Raw genomic sequence first — 20,946 nt, forward strand, 5'->3', positions numbered from 1 at the left:
TTACACCAAGGAAAAGTGGGCATTGTTTGGAACAAGGTACCCGCTACGCAAGATCACCAGCTCATAGTGACCTGTCGCAGTAAAGGTTTGTGCGGTGATCCGCTCACCATCAAGCTCATATTGCAGTTCGACGGAGCCTCCCACCTCAGCTTTTATCAATAACGAACGAAACGGCTTGGATTTATCCACCAATACCGTAAGTTCATGCGCGATACTTTTCATCAATACTCCCGCTTACAACGACTCTAATTCCGCTTTAAAAGCGGCAAGCTTTTCTGCCGAAGCTCGGTCAAGGCAAAGTCCGCCATCAGCGAGCTCAATCACGGTCAGGTTGGTTGGCCACATCGGCGAATGTTTTCTCACTGCGCTGCACGAGACCACCATTAGCAATATGCTCACTAGGAGAATCGGTTGCCGCTTGTTTCCGCGACCGATTAATCGAATCCAAAATCGCATTCACTAGCCTCATCAAAAGGGATAACCACTCGTTCATGGTGTTACTCGATACACTCCATCACTTCACACACCGCCTGTGACACTAGCGACTGAAACTCCGGCGATATCTGGTAGCCTAATGACAGCATCAGTGCCGCCAATAACGCCACCAACGCTCGGATCACTTTGCGGCTTTTCAAAATAAGACCTAGCTTATCCATAAGTTCCCCTTAAAGGTCATTGTCCATTGCGGCGAACAGCAAGCACTGCGCGACTCGGCGCATCCACCCTCGTCCGTATTCGTTGAAGGTCGAAACTTTGGTGTAAAACGTGATGCGATAGGCGATGTAGCGCATCAATAAATCATTGAGATCCATCGTTTGTGTCGCCGACAGCGTCTTCGGGCCGATAATGCCGTCAGGCTTTTCACCCACCGAGCTTTGCAGCATTTTCACGGCACGATGCCAACCATGCTGCACCGCAGCATCAAAAAGTTGGTATTGCATCGCCGGACGAAAACGCGCCATACCGAGTGCTTGCCACCAATCCTCGAAGTAAATCGCCTTCATCTGCTCATAAGAGAGGTTTTCGATATCAAGATGTGGGTAAGTCATCGCGGCAATACCACGATTGGTGCCCTTAAGCTCACCAACGCCGACACGTCCTCCAGTCCAGTTGCCACGATCTTTGGGGTCACATTGAAAGCCACCTTCGTGGGGCATGAGACGTTCGAACACCACATCAAACATGACGTTTCTCCAATAAAAATCCCCCACATCCAACCAAGCATGTGAGGGCATTACAAATGCATTCGGCGTTTAAGGCTGATTTGAGATAGAGCTAATAAATTTGCGCTCAAAAATGGCAAGGATCCGCGAGCCAGCGTAACCACTGATACCACAAGCAAACCCCGCCAATTCTTGCGGCCATTCAAAGTACATCGCGGCCAAAGCACACAATGCCCCCGCAAATCCAGAGACGATGATTTGCATCAGCGCTTCTACCCAACGAAAGGGACGATTCTTTTTGCGAATATCGATGATATAAGTCACCAATCCTCCCCAAATCGCCATCAGCGCAAGGCCTATGGATTGGAGTTGGGTCCAGCTCTCCGGCTCTTTCAATGGCATCTCAACTCCCGACAGCCAATAAAAAACCCCGCCAATGGCAGGGTTCAGAAACAAAAAAAGCCGCCCGGAGGCAGCTTTGGTATTTTTGGAAAATTTACCGCAAGTTGGCTGGAAATTCAACTGTTGTAGATGAGGAAATGAATTTAGGGAAGTAACTCAGGAAGTCTCATTTTTAGCACGTCTCTGGACATTTCTGAGTTAACGATTTAACTAAATCAACCATCCTTGGATTAGCCTAAGTATGTTAATTCATTTTAACCGTCCCCTTTAATCCGTTCCAGCCAATGCTTTATGGTTTTCATCCATCATTTATTGAAGCCTAAAGCTAATTCCAATTAATTATTAAAACCTAGTTGCTAGTCAATGAATTAACTATGAATACACATAAGCGTGTTGTTAGTGTGTCACATCATATGAACTTAGTGTGTCGCCCACAACACAGTGTGTTATCCTTGTTTTAAGGATGTTTTAAATTGTTGATTTTATTTAATATATTGTGTGTTGGCACGCTTTAAGCAATGTAAGTGTATATGCCAGGAAAATTGGTGTTCAAGGTATAACTAACAATAAATATTTTTATCACCCAGAGGTAGATATGACCGAACTAAAAGCAATCAATTCCGATATTGAAGAGATTCAAAATTTATATATGGAACTCATCGTCAACGCGGGTGAAGCTCGTAGCTGTTCTTTTGAAGCAATTGGTTTAGCAAAAGAGAAAAAGTTCCAAGAAGCAAAAAACTGTTTAGCTAATTCGAAAGAAAGTGCGTTATTAGCACATAAAATACAAACAGATCTAATTCGTAAAGAAGCTTGTGGAGAGCTAGTCAATATTTCCATTACTTTGATTCATGCTCAAGATCACCTGATGACAGCCTTGTTAGCACGAGAAGTCTCGGAAGAATTTATTGCAGTCCACGAAGAATTAGCTGAAATAAAAAAACAATTATCTGAATTAAAAGGGGAATAAAATGAAAATACTTCTATGTTGTGGCGCTGGTGCATCTACAAGTTTAGTAGCAGAAGCTATGTTTAATAGCTTAACACCAGAAGAAAAAGAAACTTTTGTTATTGAAGCAAAATCTTTTGATACTTTTTATGAAGTTTATGAAAAATATGATGTTATCTTGCTTGGGCCTCAGATTAGATATAAAAAACCTGAAGCAGAAAAAGCAACAAAAGAATTGAATATTCCTGTAGATTCAATTAACCCAATGGATTATGCAATGCAAAATGGTGCTGAAATTGTACAGCACGCAAAAAACCTATTGGGATAATTAATATAACTATAATTAATATTTATACCCCCATATCTCCTGAGACTGATATTAATTATCAAAAAAGATGGTGATGTACCCCACCATCTTTTTATAAAGGACTGAACAATGAACAAACTTTCAATTTTCTTTCAAAATAAATTTGTTCCTATTATGGTTGCACTTGGTGAAAACCGATATATGCAAGCCGTACGTAATGGGATGATGATGATTATACCGTTTATTATTATCGGTAGTATTTTTACGGTAATAGCTAGCTTTCCATCTGAAGCATGGACGGATTTGATTGAACCATATGCTGGTATGATTAATGTTGGTAATACCATGACATTCGGTATGATATCCCTCATTGCTGTTGCCAGCATCGGTTACCACATGGCAGTTGTCCACAAGATAGATCCAATTGGTACTAGCGTTACAGCACTTGTAGGCTTTTTGGTATTACAAGTTAATACCGAAGACTTCAGTGTTATGACTTCAAATTTTGGTGCGTCTGGTTTATTTACAGCTATTGCTGTTGGATTGTTATGTGCAGAAACTATTGTATTCTTCTATAAACGTAAAATAACAATAAAAATGCCTAAAGGTGTTCCTAGTTATGTATCAGACTCCTTTACAGTAATTGTTCCAGCTCTAGTATTTATTACATTCTTATGGTTTGTTCGAGTTTTTCTAAACTTCGATGTTAACTTATTAATTGAACGTATTTTATCTCCATTAGTATTTGGGTTGGATACCCTTCCAGGTATTCTTATCCTAACATTTTTCACATCACTTATTTGGGTATGTGGCATTAATGGCGATAATATTTTTGCTGGTATTGTCTATCCTGTATTATTGGGATATTTAGCTAACAACTCTGCGGCATTTGCTGCTGGAGAAACAATCCCACATGTAACAGCTTATGGTTTCTTCTATTTTAATTTATGGCTAGGTGGTACCGGAGCTACTGTTGGTTTAGTAATTCTTATGTTGCGTTCGCGCAGTAAAACATACCGTTCACTTAGCAAAATCTGTACTCCTCCGACAGTATTTAATATAAATGAACCGTTAGTATTTGGCTTCCCAATTATGTTAAACCCTGTAGTTATTCTACCTTACGTGTTAACACCTGTAATTCTACAAGCAGCGACCTACGGCTTAATGTATTACGGTTTAATTGGAAAAGTAGTTGTTGCCATTCCTTGGACTACTCCTCCTCTATTAAGTGGTTATCTATCTACTGGTGGTGATATCAGAGCCGTGGTTTGGCAAGCAATATCCATTTTGATTTCGGTTTGTATTTATTATCCATTCTTCAAAGTTTCAGAGAAAGCGAAACTTATAGAAGAGCAGGAGTTAGAAGCTGCTGCTAATGCTAAAATGAAAGACAATGCAACTAAAAAAATGGTTAATGAAGAGGTTTCAGCTTGATATACAAAAATGCTAAAAACTTCCCAGAGAATTTTCTCTGGGGAGCCTCAACTGCCGCATACCAGGTAGAAGGCGCTCATGAACTGTATGGGCGAAAATTATCTACAGTTGACCTCAACATCAATCCGAACTATGCCGATACCAGCATTGCATCTGACCATTATCATCATTTCCGGGATGATGTTGCCTTAATGAAACAACTTGGGATGAAAGCTTATCGTTTCTCGATTTCGTGGAGTAGAGTTATTCCAGATGGAACCGGGGATATAAATCCGGAAGGAATTAAGTTTTATAACGATTTGATTGACGAATTACTTGCTAATGACATTGAACCTATTGTAACGATTTTTCATTTTGACATGCCACTAGCACTTCAAAATAAATATGCTGGTTGGTGTAGCAGATCAATTATCGATGATTTCAAAAGTTATTGTCATGCATTGTTTACTGAGTTTGGTGATAGGGTTAAATACTGGTTGACGATTAATGAGCAAAGCAACATGTTCTTGCTGCCATACCTTGTTGAACTAGACCCGAATAGCAATAAAACTAAAGAGCAGCAGAAGTATCAGTTAAATCACAACATGATGCTAGCTCATGCTCAAGCGATTCATTTATGTAGAGAATTATTGCCTGAAGCTAAAATCGGTCCAGCTATTGGAATTGCACCCAATTACCCATACAGTTGCCATCCAGATGACATTCTTGCTGCTCGTGAGGCAAATGATTTCCATACCTGGCTATTTATGGATCTATATTGTCACGGGAAGTATAGAGAAAATGTTTGGGCTTACATGGTTGAAAATGATTGTGCACCTACTATTGAAGATGGTGATATGGAAATCATTGCTAGTGCCAAATCAGACTTTATAGGCTTGAATTATTATAGTAGTAAGGCTGTAGCTGCATGCCCCGAGAATGAGGACGCTAGTGAAAAGGTTCTTAATTTTGACGGGACAGATGGCGAATCTAAACATGAGAAAAGGCCTGGGCTGTATCAAGGAAAAGACAACCCATACTTAAAGAAAACACCTTGGGAATGGGAAATTGACCCTGTTGGATTACGGACTCTACTTAACGAGTTAAATGATAGATATCATTTACCCATACTGATCACTGAAAATGGAGTTGGAGGGCTAGATGATGTCGACTCTCGGGGTGAAGTGAATGATGATTATCGAATACACTACTTACGAGACCACATAGAACAGTGCAAACTAGCGATTTCGGATGGTGTAAAATTATTTGGTTATTGTCCGTGGTCATACATCGATTTAGTAAGTACTAGTAGCGGGTTTAAGAAACGCTATGGTTTTGTTTTCGTCAACCGTACTGATAGTGACTTAAGGGATTTGAAGAGAATTCCGAAGAAAAGCTTTTATTGGTACCAAAGTGTTATTAATAGTAATGGTGAAGTTCTCTAATTTATAGTTATTAGAACTAACATAGAAACCTAGAGTTTTTGATATTATCTGGCAGCTATACATATGAATAGCTGCCAACTTTTTATCATCTACATACTCTAACGCCGCATTAAAATTAGGAAATTTAGACATAAAAATGTCATTTTATTTTCAACTTAGATCATCTTCCTTAAATAGGTGATATAGATAATATAGTTCGTCTTTAGAAAATTTAACCGAGTACTTATTTCCTAAAGAGATTAAACTTTGATTTAGTGAAGTATAGATATCTTTACTTATTTCTGGTGATATTAGAGTAGACGGATATTTAACTAATGCTTCATTATTGGCCAATGACTCCATTGTACAAGCTAAGTGTAGTAGTATTCCATATTGTAGACTTAAGGAAACTTTTTTCTTGCTTATTTTTTCAAATCGATAAACAAGACGACGAATATCAAAAATCAATTCATCTTTATCAAATTTAGAAAATTCAAACTTTGTTACATTCAACCCTTCCAGAATACCAAGCTCATATTCAATTTGATATTTTATATCTTCTATTCCTTTACCAGAAAAAATATTTTGCAAATCATAGTGGGGCACTGATAGGTTTGTTTTAAAAGGACCAGTAACACACAAAACAAATTCGTTTTGTTCAACTAATTTTAACCTATCACTAATATTTTCTTCTCCGACCAAATTAATTGGGATTATATTAATATTTTCAGAATAGTCAGCAAGACTTCGTTCTAGGAATTTTTTTAGATAAATTGCAGATCCTTCACCTGTTGTACAAATAGTAATGATAGTCAGTTTAAGGTTATGCGATTCTTTAAAAGACAGCAAATTATCTTCCTCATCAGTCTTTGTATTTCGCAACATTGCAATATTATCAATGGTCACTTGAAGGGTTTCGTCATAGATAAAGTCTAGAGGATATCCAAGCATAGCCTTACCACAAGCAGCTAATACATGAGGTGCACTGGTCATTGAAATTGTTTTTGTTTTTATGTTCAGCTCTTTTTCAATATCAGCACCAAAATTCATTAGTGACCCCATATCCACAAGTAAAAGAACATCACAGGCTGGTGATTTCTTCAAAAAATCAACGATTTTCGTATAAGTACTGGATGGTGAATCACTAAGAGCCATATTGAACCCAGTACAGTAAGTTCCACCAAGTAACTGATTACAGGTAGCTGCAATGGAAGTAGCAGTAGACTCACCATGATGAACAACAATCACTTTCACTTGATTTGAGGATAAGTTTAGCTTTTCATTTCCCGCTGCTATAAACATAGTCAGGAAACCAGCTTCATCATTAGGAGTGTGCACATCAAATGTTGAATTAATGATAGATAAGCATTGATTAGCTACTTTAAATTGACTTGGATACTGTTCCTTAATTTCTTTAAGTTTTGGGTTATTTATTTTTTTATTATTACGTAACCTAACCAGCAAATTTGTGATGTGAAGTACCATAGCATATTTAATACTATCCGGTAGTACGTTGCCTAACTGTGATTGACACAAAGCCGATATATCTTCAACTAGAGCAATAGTTGTTTCACCAGCTAATTTCTCCAGATTTTTATTTCTATGATCAGACTGAGCAACCTCGATACAATGACCGAGATAATTATTTATATCACTTGAAACTATTTTATCTAACTGTTCTTCTGTACTACCAATTTGTTTTAACTGATTTACCCTTTTATCGATAAGGTCATAGATGCTTTCTGTTTTACCCATAGCAAAATCAGACACATTAGAAAGATTATCCTCTGTGAAGAGGTAATACCGTTGATCAATACAGTTTAAGTGTGTCCATATCTGCCTGTGTTCCGTATATAAATTTAGTCCAGATTTTATATTTTCTGGCAAGCTATAGCTGGATATTTGCAACTCGGACTGGCGACCAGTGACAAAGTCAGCATAAGATTTGGCACAAAGTATTCGAATATCACCTTCTAATTGACCAATATTTGATGGGCAATCATAGCCAAGTAACGATCGAACGGCATTGATTGAAACTTTAATCGGTCTCTGTAACCGTGCTGATTCTTTAGAAATAAAACTAGTAATTAGGTTTAATCTTTCTTCAATACTGCGTTCACGTAATGGTGGAAGCGTGATTCGCATGGGTATACGTCTTACGAAGGTGTTTAGCAGTTCTGACTCAGGATTTTCGGTCGTTGCGCAGAGAATCAGAACTTTAGATTTGCGTTTTGTATCTGCTTCTCCTAACCGCCGATAAAGCCCTGTATCAATGAAAGTGAATAACATCTCCTGTCCCTCTGGAGGTAGCCGGTGCACTTCATCTAAAAATAGTATCCCACCATCAGCAACATCAATTAGCCCTGGTCGATCACTGTCAGCACCTGTATAAGCACCTTTTTTACAACCGAATAACTGTGAAACAAGTAACTGGGGGTTATTTGAATATTCTGCACAGTTGAATATTATAAATGGTGCATCATTGGACAGGCAATTGAGCTGCATTGCACTCTGATGAACTAAGCTAGCAAACATCGATTTACCCGTTCCCGTTTCTCCTTGTAGCATAATATGCATACCATTGGGCGGGTATAGAATGGCCGCTTTTGCTTGCTCTGCTGCACCATAAAGACTAGGGCACATCGTTTGGATCTGATCTAAAGCCGTAGACTCTTCACTAGGCTCTGTGCGCAGCTCTGTTACTGCACGATAATAAACAGGGCGAATTCCAGATTTTATTACCTTACCTTCTTGACATAGCTTATTTAAATCACCACTGACATTCGCACGATCAAGACTCAACTCTTCTGCTATATCGCGAGTTGTCATGCCTAGTTTGTGATTTTTATTGACTAAGTATTGGAAAATAGAATCTATTCGCTTCATTATTGATCTAACATTTAACCGTAGGTTACGGAAATAATACAACAATTCGGTGTAGAACAATATCTATATAGCTGCTAACAATCGGCGTTTTTCAAGCTAGTAAGTTAACAACTTGATAGTGAATAGCCACTAGTATAGTAGCCACTTCTAGTATGACCTAAAGTATGTCAAATTATTGCTCAGTGAAATAATGAATCAACTAGACGTAACTTGGAATGGGGCAAAAATGATTCAGGGCCACTCGACTGACTTATTACTTGGCAAAGATGCTCAGGCAGCAATGCATGCAGAACCTAACTCATATTATCAGCATTTGATTTTGGGTAAATCTTGCCAACGCGTTGTGTACTGCAGGGTCAACATATCACGCCGCATTGCCCATTTCTGAGTGATACCCTGCGCCGCCAAAAAAAGGGTATCACTCCCATACCGACCATTTAGGGTATCGTAAACATGCATCAACGCAGGGTTGTTCGGATTAGGATTGAATAAATCTGCTTGTTCATGTTGTCCATCAACAAGGTCAAGCAAACCCACGCCAATCTTATAAAACCGAATATCCTCCTGAAACAATTGCTCAGCCAATAAAGAGGCAATCTGGGTCAATTGCGTCACATCAGATGTCGGATAAGCAAATCTATGAATCGCTCTACGTACAACCGAATACTCGTCAAACGGAGAGCTATTTGCAAAACAGAGCATGACTCGGCAGAGTGATTTTTGTTGACGGGCCTTATAAGAGGCAATATTGGCATGTTTACACAAGGCTTGCTTCAACGACTCAATATCTGTGATTCGCTGCCCTGTACTACGCGTAGAAAAAATTTGTTTCTTATCGGCTCGAGCTACATCCCATCCTTTGCATTTTTGTCCATTCAGCTCACGAACGGTACGTTCAACCTCAACGTTAAACTCTTTCCTAATGATGGCGGGAGGATAGTTAGCCAGTTGTAAAGCGGTTTTAATGCCCATTAGCTGTAGGCGCTGTCCAAGTTTACGACCTATGCCCCACACATCAACTGCTCGTAATTGAGATAACACTATTTGACGCTCTTTTTCATTATCAAGTACACAAACACCCTGATAAGCATCCAATTTTTTTGCGGCATGGTTAGCCACTTTCGCGAGTGTTAATGTACTCCCAAAGCCAACACTTACAGGAAGACGGCACTCACGCCAGACGGCTCGTCGTAATTTCATACCATGCTCTTTGAGAGAACGAATGGCAGGAAAGCTATGCTCAAATGAAAGGAAAGACTCATCGATACTGTATATGTGTTGCTCGGGCGCGAATCTCCCGATCACCTGCATCATCTTTGACGATAAGTCGGCATACAATTCATAGTTTGATGAAAGTGCAATAACGCCTTTTTGCTCACAAAGCGCTTTAACCTGAAAGTAGGGTTTAAACTTCTCAACACCCGCTTCCTTTGCTTGGCGATTCGCAGCCACAACACAACCATCATTGTTTGATAACACTATGATGGGCTTTCCTCGCCAATCCGGACGAAAGACTTGTTCAGCACTACAGTAAAACGAGTTAGCATCAACTAAAGCAAACATCACTGATCACTCAATATCTGATTACTTCGATGGAAACGAATGGAGCTAACCACAACGCCTTCTAAAGAGAAGGTATCAAAATCGTGGATAGCGACAGGCTGCATTTTTTCATTTGCAGAGAGCAATAATCGACGACGAATATCGAGGATCTTACATACAAACTCTCCATTAAAATTCGCAACAATCACATCGTGATTCATCGCTTCAAGATGACGATCAACAATCAGCAAATCGCCATCAAATATCCCCACTCCTTGCATAGAATCGCCGCTCGCTTTACCAATAAAAGTGGCACTCGGATGCTGGATAAGTAAACCATCAAGATCAATGGAGAGTTGTTTGTATTCAGTTGCAGGACTTTCAAAACCTGTGATGCCCGCACTTGCGTAAATAGGTATGACTTTCATATAACTTTACTGTATTTATATACAGTATTATTTTTATATTGAAATCGCGAAAAAGCAATTTAAAAACGATACTAAGTTACAAATTTCCTATCCTCTCAGCGAGTATTTGAGAGGCGTTTGTCCAAATGTCTGTAATCAATACACTTTCAAATCTAACCTGCTACATCTGTTCAATCATGGCCTCCACGGTTTGCAGCATCTGGCTTTGCATTTGACTCATTTCGAGATTGAGGTTTTCGATTTCTTGCAAAATCCGCTTGGTTTCTGCTTGGGTTTTGGCATTGTCGTAGCGCTGGCTATCGGTTAAACCTTCTTCGCGCTGCGCCTTGGCCATGATGTTCTTTGCTTCGCTTTCCAGTTTGAGGACCTTGGCCTCCATTTCCCGCATCTGCAACTCAAGCTGCTTTTGCTGAAGTTGTTGCTCCTGCTGCTTTTGCGCGGCTAACTCGGCCTGCTCTTCCTCTGTCATATCCTCCGGCTCTTTTTCAATATTCAGCGCCGCTCGGACACGCTCCATAAACTCTTGCTTATTCGGCACATCGGTAAGCTCAAGCACTAAATCAATCACGGTGATTTGTACCTCTGGCGGCAACTGCGCGGTGATCATCATCATTCGCTCTGCCAACTGCGATTTGTAAGCAGCGGTTTGCTGAATGGGAGCGAGCGCAATATGGGCGCGTAAGCGGGTCAAATCATTGGTCAGTAGCCCTTGTTCATCGACATGGTTCATTACCACGGTTTTGCGCTTTCGCTTGTCATTGCGGTTGATCACAATCGCTTTATTGTGCTGCTCACGCATATCCTCAAGGATGTACCCCAGTAGCAGCTCACCCAATAGCTGCGATCCAAAGTTGTAGTTATCGTTGATTTCGGCAAGCGTTGTCGCCCCTTGCTCCACCAGATTGGCAATCGCAATCCCACTGGTCGCGTTGGATTCTTGCCCCAAGAAGGCTCCATAAACGCCTATGGTATCTTGGATAAGCTTCATCGAATCCTGCATCACATTAAATTGCTGCGCGGCGATATTGAAATCTTGTTGAACCTGAAACACTTCGCTGATGGATTTTTGGTTTTTCCGCTGTGGGTTGAGCTTAATCAGGCCATCGGGTCGTTCAACCTCTTCTAAAATCTGTTGTTGGCTCATATTGGTGGCATCTTCATCCATTAAGACTCGTTTGGCCTGCAGTAACCACGTCAATTTAATGCGCCTAAAGTTGACTTCATCTTGCGCAGGAATGGCTCGAGCAATCAGACCATAGGGCTCACCACTGGCGTCTTTGCGAAATCCCCAGAACGGCACGATGGGAAACTGGCCATTAGGCGCGGCACAGTCACGGCTCAATAAGTGATACATCCCGGCGTACCACTCTTCTTTAATCCGGCTGACTTGAGCCTGCCGCAGTGTGGCTCTCTCCATCGCCAGTGCCATCGCATGAGTCAGGTCGCTCGGGTCAAACTCCATCACACGCCCATCTTGGGTTTCAAGCACGGCTTTGCGCTCTATATGACGCACATACACAATCTGCAAACGAATACGCTCACGGTTATGGGATAAATACTCCGAATGATCCCGTGACCAGTGATTAAATGCCTCATGCGCACTGGTCAACAGTGGGTCGAGCCCTTCGAGATTTTCAACATCAACGAATCCACGCCAATCCTTTTTCGCGTATTCCAGTACCTTCGCTTTATGGGGAACCAAACTCGCGAGCTCATCAATATCGATCCAGCGCATACGCATCACCCAGCGACAATCGCTCCAGTCGGGTTCAGTGGAGAACCAGTCCCAAAACACTTCATCACGAGGGATAAGCTTAATTTTGTATTTAGGCCCGAAGGGGTTCGGATTTCGGTATGCCTCAACAAAACCCACGCCCGCTTTGATTTGCGACCCATACGCCTCTGAGCGTGCTTTATCGAGCCGCCCTAGCCGAGCCGCATCTGCAAACTCGGCATTCACGGCTTCCGCCATCAGTTCCATTTGTTCATCGGGATCATCTGCGCACACCAAAAGGTCGGTGCGCGTTTTGGCTTCCATCCCGAGCACACCATCAATGGTCGGCGCAATCAGGTTATGGATTGTGGTGGGCTGGCCACGCTGTTTAAGCTTATCTTTGACTCTCGGATCAAGCTGATCGCCATCGTAGTACGCGGTGGCAACTTTGGCAGCGCTGCGCCAGTCAGGTTGTCCATCAATATCGGAGAGAATACGCAGCATAAAAGTATCGAGTTTTGCGTGTTGCATCATTTGGTCTGCCAATGATTGTTAGAAGGATCGCGTTTGAGGTCTTCTGACTTCACACGCTTTGGCATACGTGCACGGGCTTCTTGGGCGAGCATATGACTCATCACTTGGTCATCAAAACACCCTTCCTGAGCGTTCATCGCCCCCTTTTTGTCGTACACATAGCTATGGTATTCCGAAATAGTCCCCATCCAACGAATGCCAGATACGCCGTTTTGAAAGAGCGTCTTCATGCCTTCCGTGAGGATAGGTTTGGATTGTTTGGTGGTTAACCAGCCGAGCTTGACCGTCTCATCATCGTTGTCGCGATCTAGGTATTGCTCTGAATAGATGTAAGGTGTGGGGTAGATTTCTCGAAGCTTTTGAATAAAGGCATGGCCGTGGTTATTGCGCTCAGGCATCACATAAGCGTTGCCGTATAAAATCGCGATATGTTTAACCAGATAAGCCAATAACTCAGCATCGATATAGCCAAACCAGTGGGCCACTTGCTCACCATCGGATTTTTTCACAACATCGATACTACTGCGGTCGCCATGCTCTAGCCCTTCGGCAATATCCACACCCAGCGCATACTCTTCATCCTCATCAAACATTTCCCACATCAGCAAAAGGTTCATCGCGTTGCGCTGCATGCGAAGCGGATCGTGACTCTCTATCGAGTGCACCCGAGTTAGGTTTCCCGTCATAGGTTCAAGGTCATACACCAAGAAGGGGGCAAGAACATCCGCTTCCGCGGCCATAATATGGACAGGATTAAACACCCGACGCCCTGAGGTTAAAAACGCCTCCAGCGGCGTGGACGGGAATTCCTGTTTCATCTCCTCGCCCTGCATGGCTTCTTTTTCGAGATACCACTGCTTTTGCTCATCATCGAGTTGGCAGCCCATCGATTTTTCTACCCCGGTAAAGTACTCAGCCATCACTTTCGGCACAACAAGCCCATTCATCGGCACTTTTGAGCGGTATTTCGTATCTTGCCACCATGCGAAAAAATGAAACTGATAATCCTCGCGGCTCAGCTCTACCCCACTTTTGGCTTGCTCAATAGCGCGCATGCACATGGTATAGAAATCGCCCCCGACACCTTCTGCCGTCGACTCAATAAAACAGATCGCATTCTGGTGAATCGCGTTAAGCGTACCGGTTTTCACCTCTTTGGCTTTGTGTGGGTACTTCGCACAAATTTTGCCATGCTCAGAAATATGCAAACGCTGCACAGTACCGGAGCGAAAGGAGGTGGCAACCTGAATACTTGAGCCGTTCTTAAACACCATGCGCCCACCGTTGGCTCCACTCTTACGCTCTTCGGTTGGGATCGCCGCCTTGAGCCATGCCGGAAGGTTGTCATAAGGCACTTCCACTTTGGTTCTGAAAATCTCCCCCGCAGCTTGTTTGTCCTGCGCGACGATGCCGCACTTAAGCCGTTTATTGAATAGCGCTTCATCGAGTAGGTAGATATCAATGGCGGTCGAAAAACCAAGCTGGCGCGCTTTTAGGATAATGTTGCGATGGCCCATCATCTTAAATAGCAATGCTTGGGCAGGGCGAAGCTTGAACGTCACCAGCTCGCCATCTTCATTCTCTATCTTGTAAAGATGATTGAGCCGCCACCACTTATTGCTCAGCCGAGAAAAAAGAAAAGCGCGATCCTGCGCGCTTATCTTCTCTTGAGGGACGGAACCAAGGTTAATCATTCAGTACGAACCCGTCCGACCCCATCTCTTGAATTTCTTGCACAATGTCGGCAATCGCAGTTCCAAGCCCGGCAGACTCTTGTGCAATACGCTCAGCTTCCAATTCCGTTTTCTTCACCTGAGCTTTGGTTCGTAGTAGAGATTCCACACGCGCCATGTTTCTATCAACAATGTTGTCGGTGCTGACGTAGAGCTCATACAGTTTGACGCGTTCAGCCAGCGCCAAGCCCTCCTTGCCAAGCTCGGCTCCTATCTTCTGGTAGGTTTCCATGGCTTTCAGCACCCGCGCCCGACAAAACACAATCTCGTGGTCAATGTCCGAGTTCGCTGCATCAAAAATGGCATCTGGATCATTTAAGCGCTGTGCATAGCCATTGTGTTTGGTTGAACACTGGTTGCCATGAATAAACCGCCCACTTTCATCGCGTTGATGAGTCGTATCTAGATGTAAAACACGCTGTAAAAATTGCGCATGGGTCGGTTTCGGTGAGTGTTGATCAGTCACGTGATCAGTGAACTGATCACTTTCACTGATCACTGGCGCATTTTTATCCTTACCTTTTGATTTAAAAACCTTTTCCCCCCTACTCTCTCCTAACTGATCACATTGAGCGAGCCGTTCCACATCGGGCGAAGAAGTGATAGCACGTGGGGATTGAACGTTTTTTGCTGAGTTTTCGCTGTTTTCGAGTGGCGAATTCAACACCTGCAGATATCGACGCGCGGTGTTGTAATTGATTTGGTTTTGATCGCACCACGCTTTGATTGTGATGCCTGTTTGTTCAAACGCGAGTTTGTACTCTTGTTGCAGCGCTTTCCAATCTCGTTTTGCCATCATTAAGGCTCCGAATTGCGAGCAATAAAAAAGGCCGCATCAAAAGATGCAGCCTCGCTATTGTTGGAAAATCTACCGCAATTACCTTGTCATATCAATGAGCGACTCGAGTTTACTCAATCTTCAAACTCAGCAGATAAGCGCTTTTCAAGCGTCGAAAGTGCCTCGGCTTCATGCCGATACAATTGCGTTCTCCACTCTTGCAGTAGGTGAACAATCGCAGGCCAATGACGAATGATGAGCTCTTTGTGAGCCGGCAAAGCTGCACCCAAAAATGAGGCTTTCCAATCCGCTTCCGTCGTTCGAAACTCACCTACGCCATCACAACTCTCACAAGGTCGCTGCGTTTTGGGAATAACGCCTGTTGCTTTGCAACGCGGACATTTTGCTGATTCTGCCGCCTTTTTCTGTGCGTAATCGGCCAATAGCTGCTTCTGCGCGTCAATACGCATTTGGTGTGACGCAATGTTTGCCTGCAAACGACGGCTCTCAAATGGATTGGTTTTGATCTCTATTGCTCGCTCCATCGATCGCATGGCTTTGCTAAGTGCTTTAATCGATTTCTGAGTCCTCGTTGCGTAGGCGCTGTATCGACGCCAAACCGAAGCCAAGCGAGCTTGCTGACTGTCTATCGGAACATTCAGCACATCCGCCATGACCAAATAATGCAAATGTTTAAGCTCATTCGAAGCCAAACTGATCTCTAAGCGATGAACCTCCAGTGATCCAAGAAAATCCCTCAATACCACCAACGAATAAGCACAATGCAAGTATTTGGCATTAAGGATTGCCATACCGATAGGATTATCGCGCTGCGCTAAGCCCATCGCTCCGAGAAGCTGCTCTTTGGTCGGTCCATTTTTACTGACAGACTCTTCCCATTTCATGGTTCTTGCGGCGCTTAATAGTGTTAAAAGCTCAAGCTTTTTACTCACTGTCGTGACTCCTTACTCTGAGAATATGGTCTAAAAATGGCAAAACGGTATGGGCTCAACACATTAAGGCTCATTCGCTCGCACCGAAAGCTCTCGAAGCCAACTTTCTCGTTGAGCCATCATGGCCTTGATTTTGCGCTCAGCCGATTGCGCAGCCTGCTCTGATGCCGCGGACTTTCGCTGTTTAAATGAAATCAGCGCGACGTTCTCGTTATTAATATCGATTTCAATTTGCTGGATCTTTCGCTTCAACAACTGCGCATCATCAATGGGTTTCGCCGCAGCTTGAGACACCGCGACAGTTCGCCCCTTGTCTTGCTCTTTGCAAAGCCAAGCGTGGATAAATCGCTGGATCCCTTGCGCGGTTTTCTGGCGTGTTGGGTTTGCCTGACACCAACCGATCATGTTGCGAAGCTGTTGGCGAATATCAACGGCAGGATAGAGCGAGCGCCATTCCACCAACTGAGATTGGGTCACCGGATACGAAACGTTTTTACCTTTGAGTGGGATCTCAAACACAACCGGATCCAAAATAGGATCAGTTTGAGCACTGAAAAGCGGCGCATCGCCTTCTGGTGGATCTAATAATGGATCTATTGACGGTTTATAGCCGAAATCCGACCTACCCCCAGCCGAAATCTGACCTACCCCCTCGGGTAAATTCGTCTGTTCGTTTTTCGAATGTTCGAGTTTTGAATGGACGAAATCCGTCTGTTCGAAATCCGACTGTTCATCGGCGGTAGATTTCAATCGCTTCACGGGCAGTTGATATTGGTTATTGGAACGCACTAATCGACCTGAATCGGCTTTCTTGAACTGGTTTCGTTTCACAATCCAGCCCCCCGCTTCCAACTTCTTCAAGGTTGCTTTGACTGTAGTTGGAGAGACACCACTTTTACGGGCGATGGTTTCAATCGAAGGCCAGCACAAGCCAGCATCATCAGCATGATCCGCCAGACAAAGCATAATGAGTTTGTCAGAGCCTTTGAAAAGAGAAATATCCCATACGTAGCTCATTACCTTAACGGACATCGTATTACCTCAATGATCAATCTATCTAAGGCCACTGGCCGTCTACGAATAGCTCCCCATGGCCAATAGAAAGCCCGCTCCCTCGCAATCAGAAAGTGATGAAGTAAGCTTGCCACCAACCAGTTCCACTCACCGAGCATTCGGTACGTAAAACATGGCATCCTCTTTCTAACCACGGACCAATCCCTCATAGACAGCTTTGACATACAGACGCTTAGCTTCATAAAGGTCAGCCATTTCGTCGTAGGTAATCTCGGTTTGCTGGCCTTTCTCAACCTTGAACAGACGCCATTGAAGATTCTCAATCCGAGCTCTTAATGCTATTCTTCCCATCACTGCTTCTCCGAAGTGGTATGTGAAATTTCCTCGCAAGACTTTTCACTCGGCTTTAAACCGTTGCCGCGGTTTAAAGCCAACTCTCTTTCCTCATCCAATACCCGAAGGTAATGCTCACACTTATCCTTCAATCGCTGAATTTGATCTCTTTCGAAAGTTAATGTCTCCTGCCCCTGCGATAACGCTACGCGACAGGAATTCACCGTGATACAGGCAAGCTGCTCCACCGTGGTCCAAAATGAGTTTGTTCTCATAAAATCACCATAAATCAGAATGATAGAAATTTAGCTGTTACAGCTTCGCTTCCACTCTTTGGTTTTCATCAAAAAATGAAATTCGAAGACTCGGCTATCAGGTACAAATTCTCCCCACTGGCTAACAGCTGAATGCGTGGTCTGGACTGCTTCAGCAACTTTTTGTTTAGAACCAAAGAACTTAATGACATCTGCGGTCTTAATGGGTGGTAAATAGGATTTCATACTTCACTCGTTATTAGTTTTCTAACATTAAATATCATTAGAAAACTTAACGCAAGTGAATGTAAGATATCTAACATGACGAGAGAAACGATTGGCGAGCGTATTCGCCGAGTTCGAAAAGAACTCAAACTCACCCAACAACAAGTGGCCTCCAGTATTGGAGTCTCACCCACATCTCTTGTTTTCTGGGAGAGAAATGAAACTACGCCTAAAGGCTCGAACCTAATTGCTCTGTGCAAAAAGTTGCGAGTTGATCCGCTGTGGCTGCAAACAGGCAAGGGAACTCAAGACTCAACCGCGGGTAATGCTGAACTACTTGGTAACATGCAAGTTTGGGATAGCAATACTCCCCTTGGTGATGACGAGGTTGCGGTTCCCTTCTTATCTGATGTGCGTTTATCGGCAGGAAATGGCTTCGTCAGTGATAGTGAATCAGATAATGGCTTTCGATTAAGATTCGCCAAGTCCACCTTACGCCGATATAACGTTGACCCTGAAAATGCAGTTTGTGTGGCCATCACAGGTGATAGCATGGAACCCGTTTTGCCAAATGGCTCCACGGTAGGTATTGATTGTGGGGATAAGACCCTCATTGATGGGAAGATTTACGCCATTAACCACAACGGCGAACTCTTTATCAAAAAGCTCTATCGCCTGCCCGGTGGTGGGCTAAGAATTTATAGTTTTAATGAAATTGAATACCCTCCGAGAGAGTATTCACAAGAGCAAGTTGCTGAACAACAAATCTCGATTGTAGGCAGGGTGTTCTGGTATTCAGTCCTGTTGTAATTCCTTATTTCTTTCCCAATTCGTCATACTACACACTCAACAATGAATGGTGATTCATCACCGTTCCTTTCTACTACTCCATAAGCCAAATCTTATAAATGTTTGCCCCAACACATTAAAGTTAGTTTTCTTACATTAACACTTGCAATATCAAGGTTAGATAACTAACATTAAATATAAGTTATCTAATCATAGCTATTCCAATAGCGTGTGATTACTGATTCACAATCACTTATTGCGAGGAAATATCCATGGCGGCAACCATTGATACCCAATACGGAACAGTAACCACTTCACCACCTTACTTTAGCCAACGATTACATCGTTCAGTAATCGCGCTAACGCTTTATCCCACTGACGATAGCTGGGGGCTAAGCCGAGAATGCCCTGCAGAAATCACGATTACACCATCATTTCTCAACATGTTTGCTAATGATGCAGCTCCACTCGCTAAAAAGCTTGGCGCGATGCACTCCACCAAAAAGATTGGTGAACAAGATTGCATCGAGAGGTAGGCAATATGAGTCAATCACAAATTTCCATCATCACTCTTAAAAAAGCTGCAGAAGTGATTGGCCTAAGCACTAAAACGCTGAGGCATAAAGCACGCGAAGGATTTTATCCATCAACAATCGTGAAAAAAATTTGCGGTACTTGGATGGTTGATATTGAGGAATGGAACAAATGGCATCGAATGCAGTAACCGACAATCTCCCATCAGGCGTAGAAATCCGCGGCAATTCTCTGAGAATTTCATTTTATTACATGGGCAAACGTCGTAGAGAATCATTAGGCTTACCTCCAACAAAACAGAACATAAATTTTGCTAAACAGAAGCGGGAAGCAATTCAATATGAAATCAAGATCGGTACTTTCAATTATGCCGCCCACTTTCCGGAGTCAAAACATGCATCAGGTGTACCGCAAGCAAAGAACTTGCTACAACTTACTAAGCAGTTCCTTGCCTCTAAAGATCATGATATCCGCCGCTCTACGTTGCAAAGATATGATTGGGTGTTAAGAGATTTTATTGAAATTTATGGAAAAACAAGAAGTAGTGACACTATTTCACCGCGCACTTTGACGGAGTTTCGCCAAGAGCTCGTTAAAGGGAAAACAGGTCGCACCATTAACCGAAATCTGGTGACAATCAACGCCTTCCTTGCTTGGCTCTATAAAATGGAATACATCAGTCGCGATTTATCCAAGGTTTTGCAAAGAGTCAAAGAAAGCGAAGTCGATATTCAGCCCTTTTCGATGGCGGAGATCGACAGCATTTTGAAACACTGCCACCAACTGCAGCACCGCAATATCGTGACCTTGCTTGTCTATAGTGGCATACGCAGTGGCGAGCTTTGTGCGCTCGCATGGGAGGATGTGGATTTTGAGAATAAAACGATCCATATCCGCCGTTCGACTTATGATATGCGCGGATTAAAAACCACCAAAACAGACAAAGAGCGGTTTGTTGACTTACTGCCCCCCGCTTTAGATGCTTTAAAAGCTCAACAATATTTAACCTACTCGTTCGAGCCTAAAGAGTACGATGTCGAATTACCCGGTCAGGCCTACAGAAAAGAGTCTTTGCGTTTTGTGTTTAATCCCAAGGTCGTTCGGGAGCAGAAGGTCAGTGGCTATGACTATTACGGCAAACGTGCACTAGGCCGAATGTGGACGGCACTGTGTAAAAAAGGAGGCGTCCGTTACCGTAATCAGTATCAACTTCGACATACCTACGCCAGTTGGATGATCACCCATGCTAACGTCAACGTAAGTTACTTGGCACAACAAATGGGCCACGCAGATATCACCATGGTCGCAAGGGTCTACGGTAAATGGCTGGTTGAGTCGAACAAGAAAGAATCCGAACGGGTATGGCAAGAGCTAGAAAAAGTGAGGAATCAATAACCGCCGAAAGGCGGTTTTTTGATCCTACCGAACGGAATCCCCATAACTCCTACAATCAACTAGGTCGACATGACAACAAACTTTTGCCCCAAACGTTTTAGAGCGATATAACTACTACGAGTTTTTAGTGTTAATGTGCCATATAAAGACTAATCAATTTTGACTTGTTATTAAGT

23 protein-coding genes are annotated in these 20,946 nt (G+C 43.0%); 8 read left to right on the forward strand and 15 right to left on the reverse strand.

Going from position 1 to position 20,946, the window contains the following annotated elements; genetic code table 11:
• The 5 genes from F0316_RS15755 to F0316_RS15765 form a co-directional block, all read right to left on the reverse strand.
• Positions 1-222 carry a hypothetical protein gene (locus F0316_RS15755; RefSeq protein ID WP_001915113.1) on the reverse strand — a complete coding sequence of 74 codons (222 nt, stop codon included), beginning with the start codon at positions 220-222 and terminating at the stop codon, positions 1-3.
• A gap of 94 nt (positions 223-316) precedes the next feature.
• Entirely contained in the window at positions 317-493 is a 177-nt protein-coding gene (locus F0316_RS19885; protein WP_001007095.1) for a hypothetical protein, read from the reverse strand.
• Positions 494-497: 4 nt separating this feature from the next.
• A complete protein-coding gene (locus F0316_RS19890; protein WP_000359320.1) occupies positions 498-656 on the reverse strand; it encodes a hypothetical protein in 159 nt (52 codons plus the stop codon).
• Positions 657-665: 9 nt separating this feature from the next.
• On the reverse strand, positions 666-1,184 hold the full coding sequence (locus tag F0316_RS15760; RefSeq protein WP_149560692.1) for a glycoside hydrolase family 108 protein: 519 nt from the start codon (positions 1,182-1,184) through the stop codon (positions 666-668).
• A gap of 69 nt (positions 1,185-1,253) precedes the next feature.
• Complete coding sequence (locus tag F0316_RS15765; protein ID WP_001128531.1) at positions 1,254-1,565, reverse strand: phage holin family protein; 312 nt, start codon at positions 1,563-1,565, stop codon at positions 1,254-1,256.
• A gap of 595 nt (positions 1,566-2,160) precedes the next feature.
• On the opposite strand from F0316_RS15765, the gene F0316_RS15770 reads away from it, so the two are divergent.
• The 4 genes from F0316_RS15770 (at position 2,161) to F0316_RS15785 (ending at position 5,679) form a co-directional block, all read left to right on the forward strand.
• Positions 2,161-2,535: a PTS lactose/cellobiose transporter subunit IIA gene (locus tag F0316_RS15770; RefSeq protein ID WP_026028058.1), complete on the forward strand. Its 375-nt coding sequence runs from the start codon at positions 2,161-2,163 to the stop codon at positions 2,533-2,535.
• A 1-nt stretch (position 2,536) separates the two neighbouring features.
• Positions 2,537-2,842, forward strand: a complete 306-nt coding sequence (locus F0316_RS15775) for a PTS sugar transporter subunit IIB (RefSeq protein WP_017047834.1) — start codon at positions 2,537-2,539, stop codon at positions 2,840-2,842.
• Between the two features lie 108 nt (positions 2,843-2,950).
• Positions 2,951-4,255, forward strand: coding sequence for a PTS sugar transporter subunit IIC (locus tag F0316_RS15780; RefSeq protein ID WP_149560693.1), 1,305 nt, complete (start codon positions 2,951-2,953; stop codon positions 4,253-4,255).
• Positions 4,252-5,679 (forward strand): glycoside hydrolase family 1 protein, encoded by a 1,428-nt coding sequence (locus F0316_RS15785; RefSeq protein ID WP_149560694.1) that lies wholly within the window; start codon positions 4,252-4,254, stop codon positions 5,677-5,679. Before F0316_RS15780 ends, F0316_RS15785 begins: the two co-directional genes overlap by 4 nt.
• Positions 5,680-5,829: 150 nt before the next feature.
• On the opposite strand, the gene F0316_RS15790 is transcribed toward F0316_RS15785, so the two are convergent.
• From F0316_RS15790 to F0316_RS15835, 10 genes are all read right to left on the reverse strand, one after another.
• A complete protein-coding gene (locus tag F0316_RS15790; RefSeq protein ID WP_149560695.1) occupies positions 5,830-8,544 on the reverse strand; it encodes a sigma-54-dependent transcriptional regulator in 2,715 nt (904 codons plus the stop codon).
• A 306-nt stretch (positions 8,545-8,850) separates the two neighbouring features.
• Entirely contained in the window at positions 8,851-10,107 is a 1,257-nt protein-coding gene (locus F0316_RS15795) for a Y-family DNA polymerase (RefSeq protein ID WP_149560696.1), read from the reverse strand.
• Complete coding sequence (locus tag F0316_RS15800) at positions 10,107-10,514, reverse strand: LexA family protein (RefSeq protein WP_000864710.1); 408 nt, start codon at positions 10,512-10,514, stop codon at positions 10,107-10,109. The genes F0316_RS15795 and F0316_RS15800 overlap by 1 nt, the downstream gene beginning before the upstream one ends.
• Before the next feature lie 160 nt (positions 10,515-10,674).
• The gene (locus tag F0316_RS15805) at positions 10,675-12,762 is read right to left on the reverse strand and encodes a portal protein (protein WP_149560697.1); all 2,088 of its coding nucleotides are present in this window, start codon (positions 12,760-12,762) and stop codon (positions 10,675-10,677) included.
• Positions 12,759-14,456, reverse strand: a complete 1,698-nt coding sequence (locus tag F0316_RS15810; RefSeq protein WP_149560698.1) for a terminase — start codon at positions 14,454-14,456, stop codon at positions 12,759-12,761. The genes F0316_RS15805 and F0316_RS15810 overlap by 4 nt, the downstream gene beginning before the upstream one ends.
• Complete coding sequence (locus tag F0316_RS15815) at positions 14,449-15,294, reverse strand: hypothetical protein (RefSeq protein WP_149560699.1); 846 nt, start codon at positions 15,292-15,294, stop codon at positions 14,449-14,451. The genes F0316_RS15810 and F0316_RS15815 overlap by 8 nt, the downstream gene beginning before the upstream one ends.
• A 113-nt stretch (positions 15,295-15,407) precedes the next feature.
• Positions 15,408-16,226, reverse strand: a complete 819-nt coding sequence (locus F0316_RS15820) for a TIGR02642 family protein (protein ID WP_149560700.1) — start codon at positions 16,224-16,226, stop codon at positions 15,408-15,410.
• Positions 16,227-16,289: 63 nt separating this feature from the next.
• The gene (locus F0316_RS15825) at positions 16,290-17,258 is read right to left on the reverse strand and encodes a helix-turn-helix domain-containing protein (RefSeq protein ID WP_149560701.1); all 969 of its coding nucleotides are present in this window, start codon (positions 17,256-17,258) and stop codon (positions 16,290-16,292) included.
• A 168-nt stretch (positions 17,259-17,426) separates the two neighbouring features.
• The gene (locus tag F0316_RS19895) at positions 17,427-17,591 is read right to left on the reverse strand and encodes a hypothetical protein (RefSeq protein ID WP_000532438.1); all 165 of its coding nucleotides are present in this window, start codon (positions 17,589-17,591) and stop codon (positions 17,427-17,429) included.
• Positions 17,592-17,878: 287 nt separating this feature from the next.
• A complete protein-coding gene (locus tag F0316_RS15835; protein ID WP_000844441.1) occupies positions 17,879-18,073 on the reverse strand; it encodes a Cro/CI family transcriptional regulator in 195 nt (64 codons plus the stop codon).
• Positions 18,074-18,148: 75 nt separating this feature from the next.
• Here F0316_RS15835 and F0316_RS15840 point away from each other — a divergent pair, with 75 nt between their 5' ends.
• The 4 genes from F0316_RS15840 to F0316_RS15855 all read left to right on the forward strand — a co-directional run bounded on the left by F0316_RS15840 (position 18,149) and on the right by F0316_RS15855 (position 20,770).
• On the forward strand, positions 18,149-18,862 hold the full coding sequence (locus F0316_RS15840; RefSeq protein ID WP_000196481.1) for a S24 family peptidase: 714 nt from the start codon (positions 18,149-18,151) through the stop codon (positions 18,860-18,862).
• A gap of 251 nt (positions 18,863-19,113) precedes the next feature.
• Entirely contained in the window at positions 19,114-19,377 is a 264-nt protein-coding gene (locus tag F0316_RS15845; protein WP_113599605.1) for a hypothetical protein, read from the forward strand.
• 5 nt (positions 19,378-19,382) lie between these two features.
• Entirely contained in the window at positions 19,383-19,565 is a 183-nt protein-coding gene (locus F0316_RS15850) for a hypothetical protein (RefSeq protein ID WP_000083583.1), read from the forward strand.
• Positions 19,547-20,770, forward strand: a complete 1,224-nt coding sequence (locus F0316_RS15855) for a site-specific integrase (protein WP_113599606.1) — start codon at positions 19,547-19,549, stop codon at positions 20,768-20,770. The genes F0316_RS15850 and F0316_RS15855 overlap by 19 nt, the downstream gene beginning before the upstream one ends.
• Positions 20,771-20,946: the final 176 nt, after the last annotated feature.

It is taken from the genome of Vibrio cholerae (genome assembly GCF_008369605.1).
GTDB classification, from domain to species: Bacteria; Pseudomonadota; Gammaproteobacteria; order Enterobacterales; family Vibrionaceae; genus Vibrio; species Vibrio cholerae.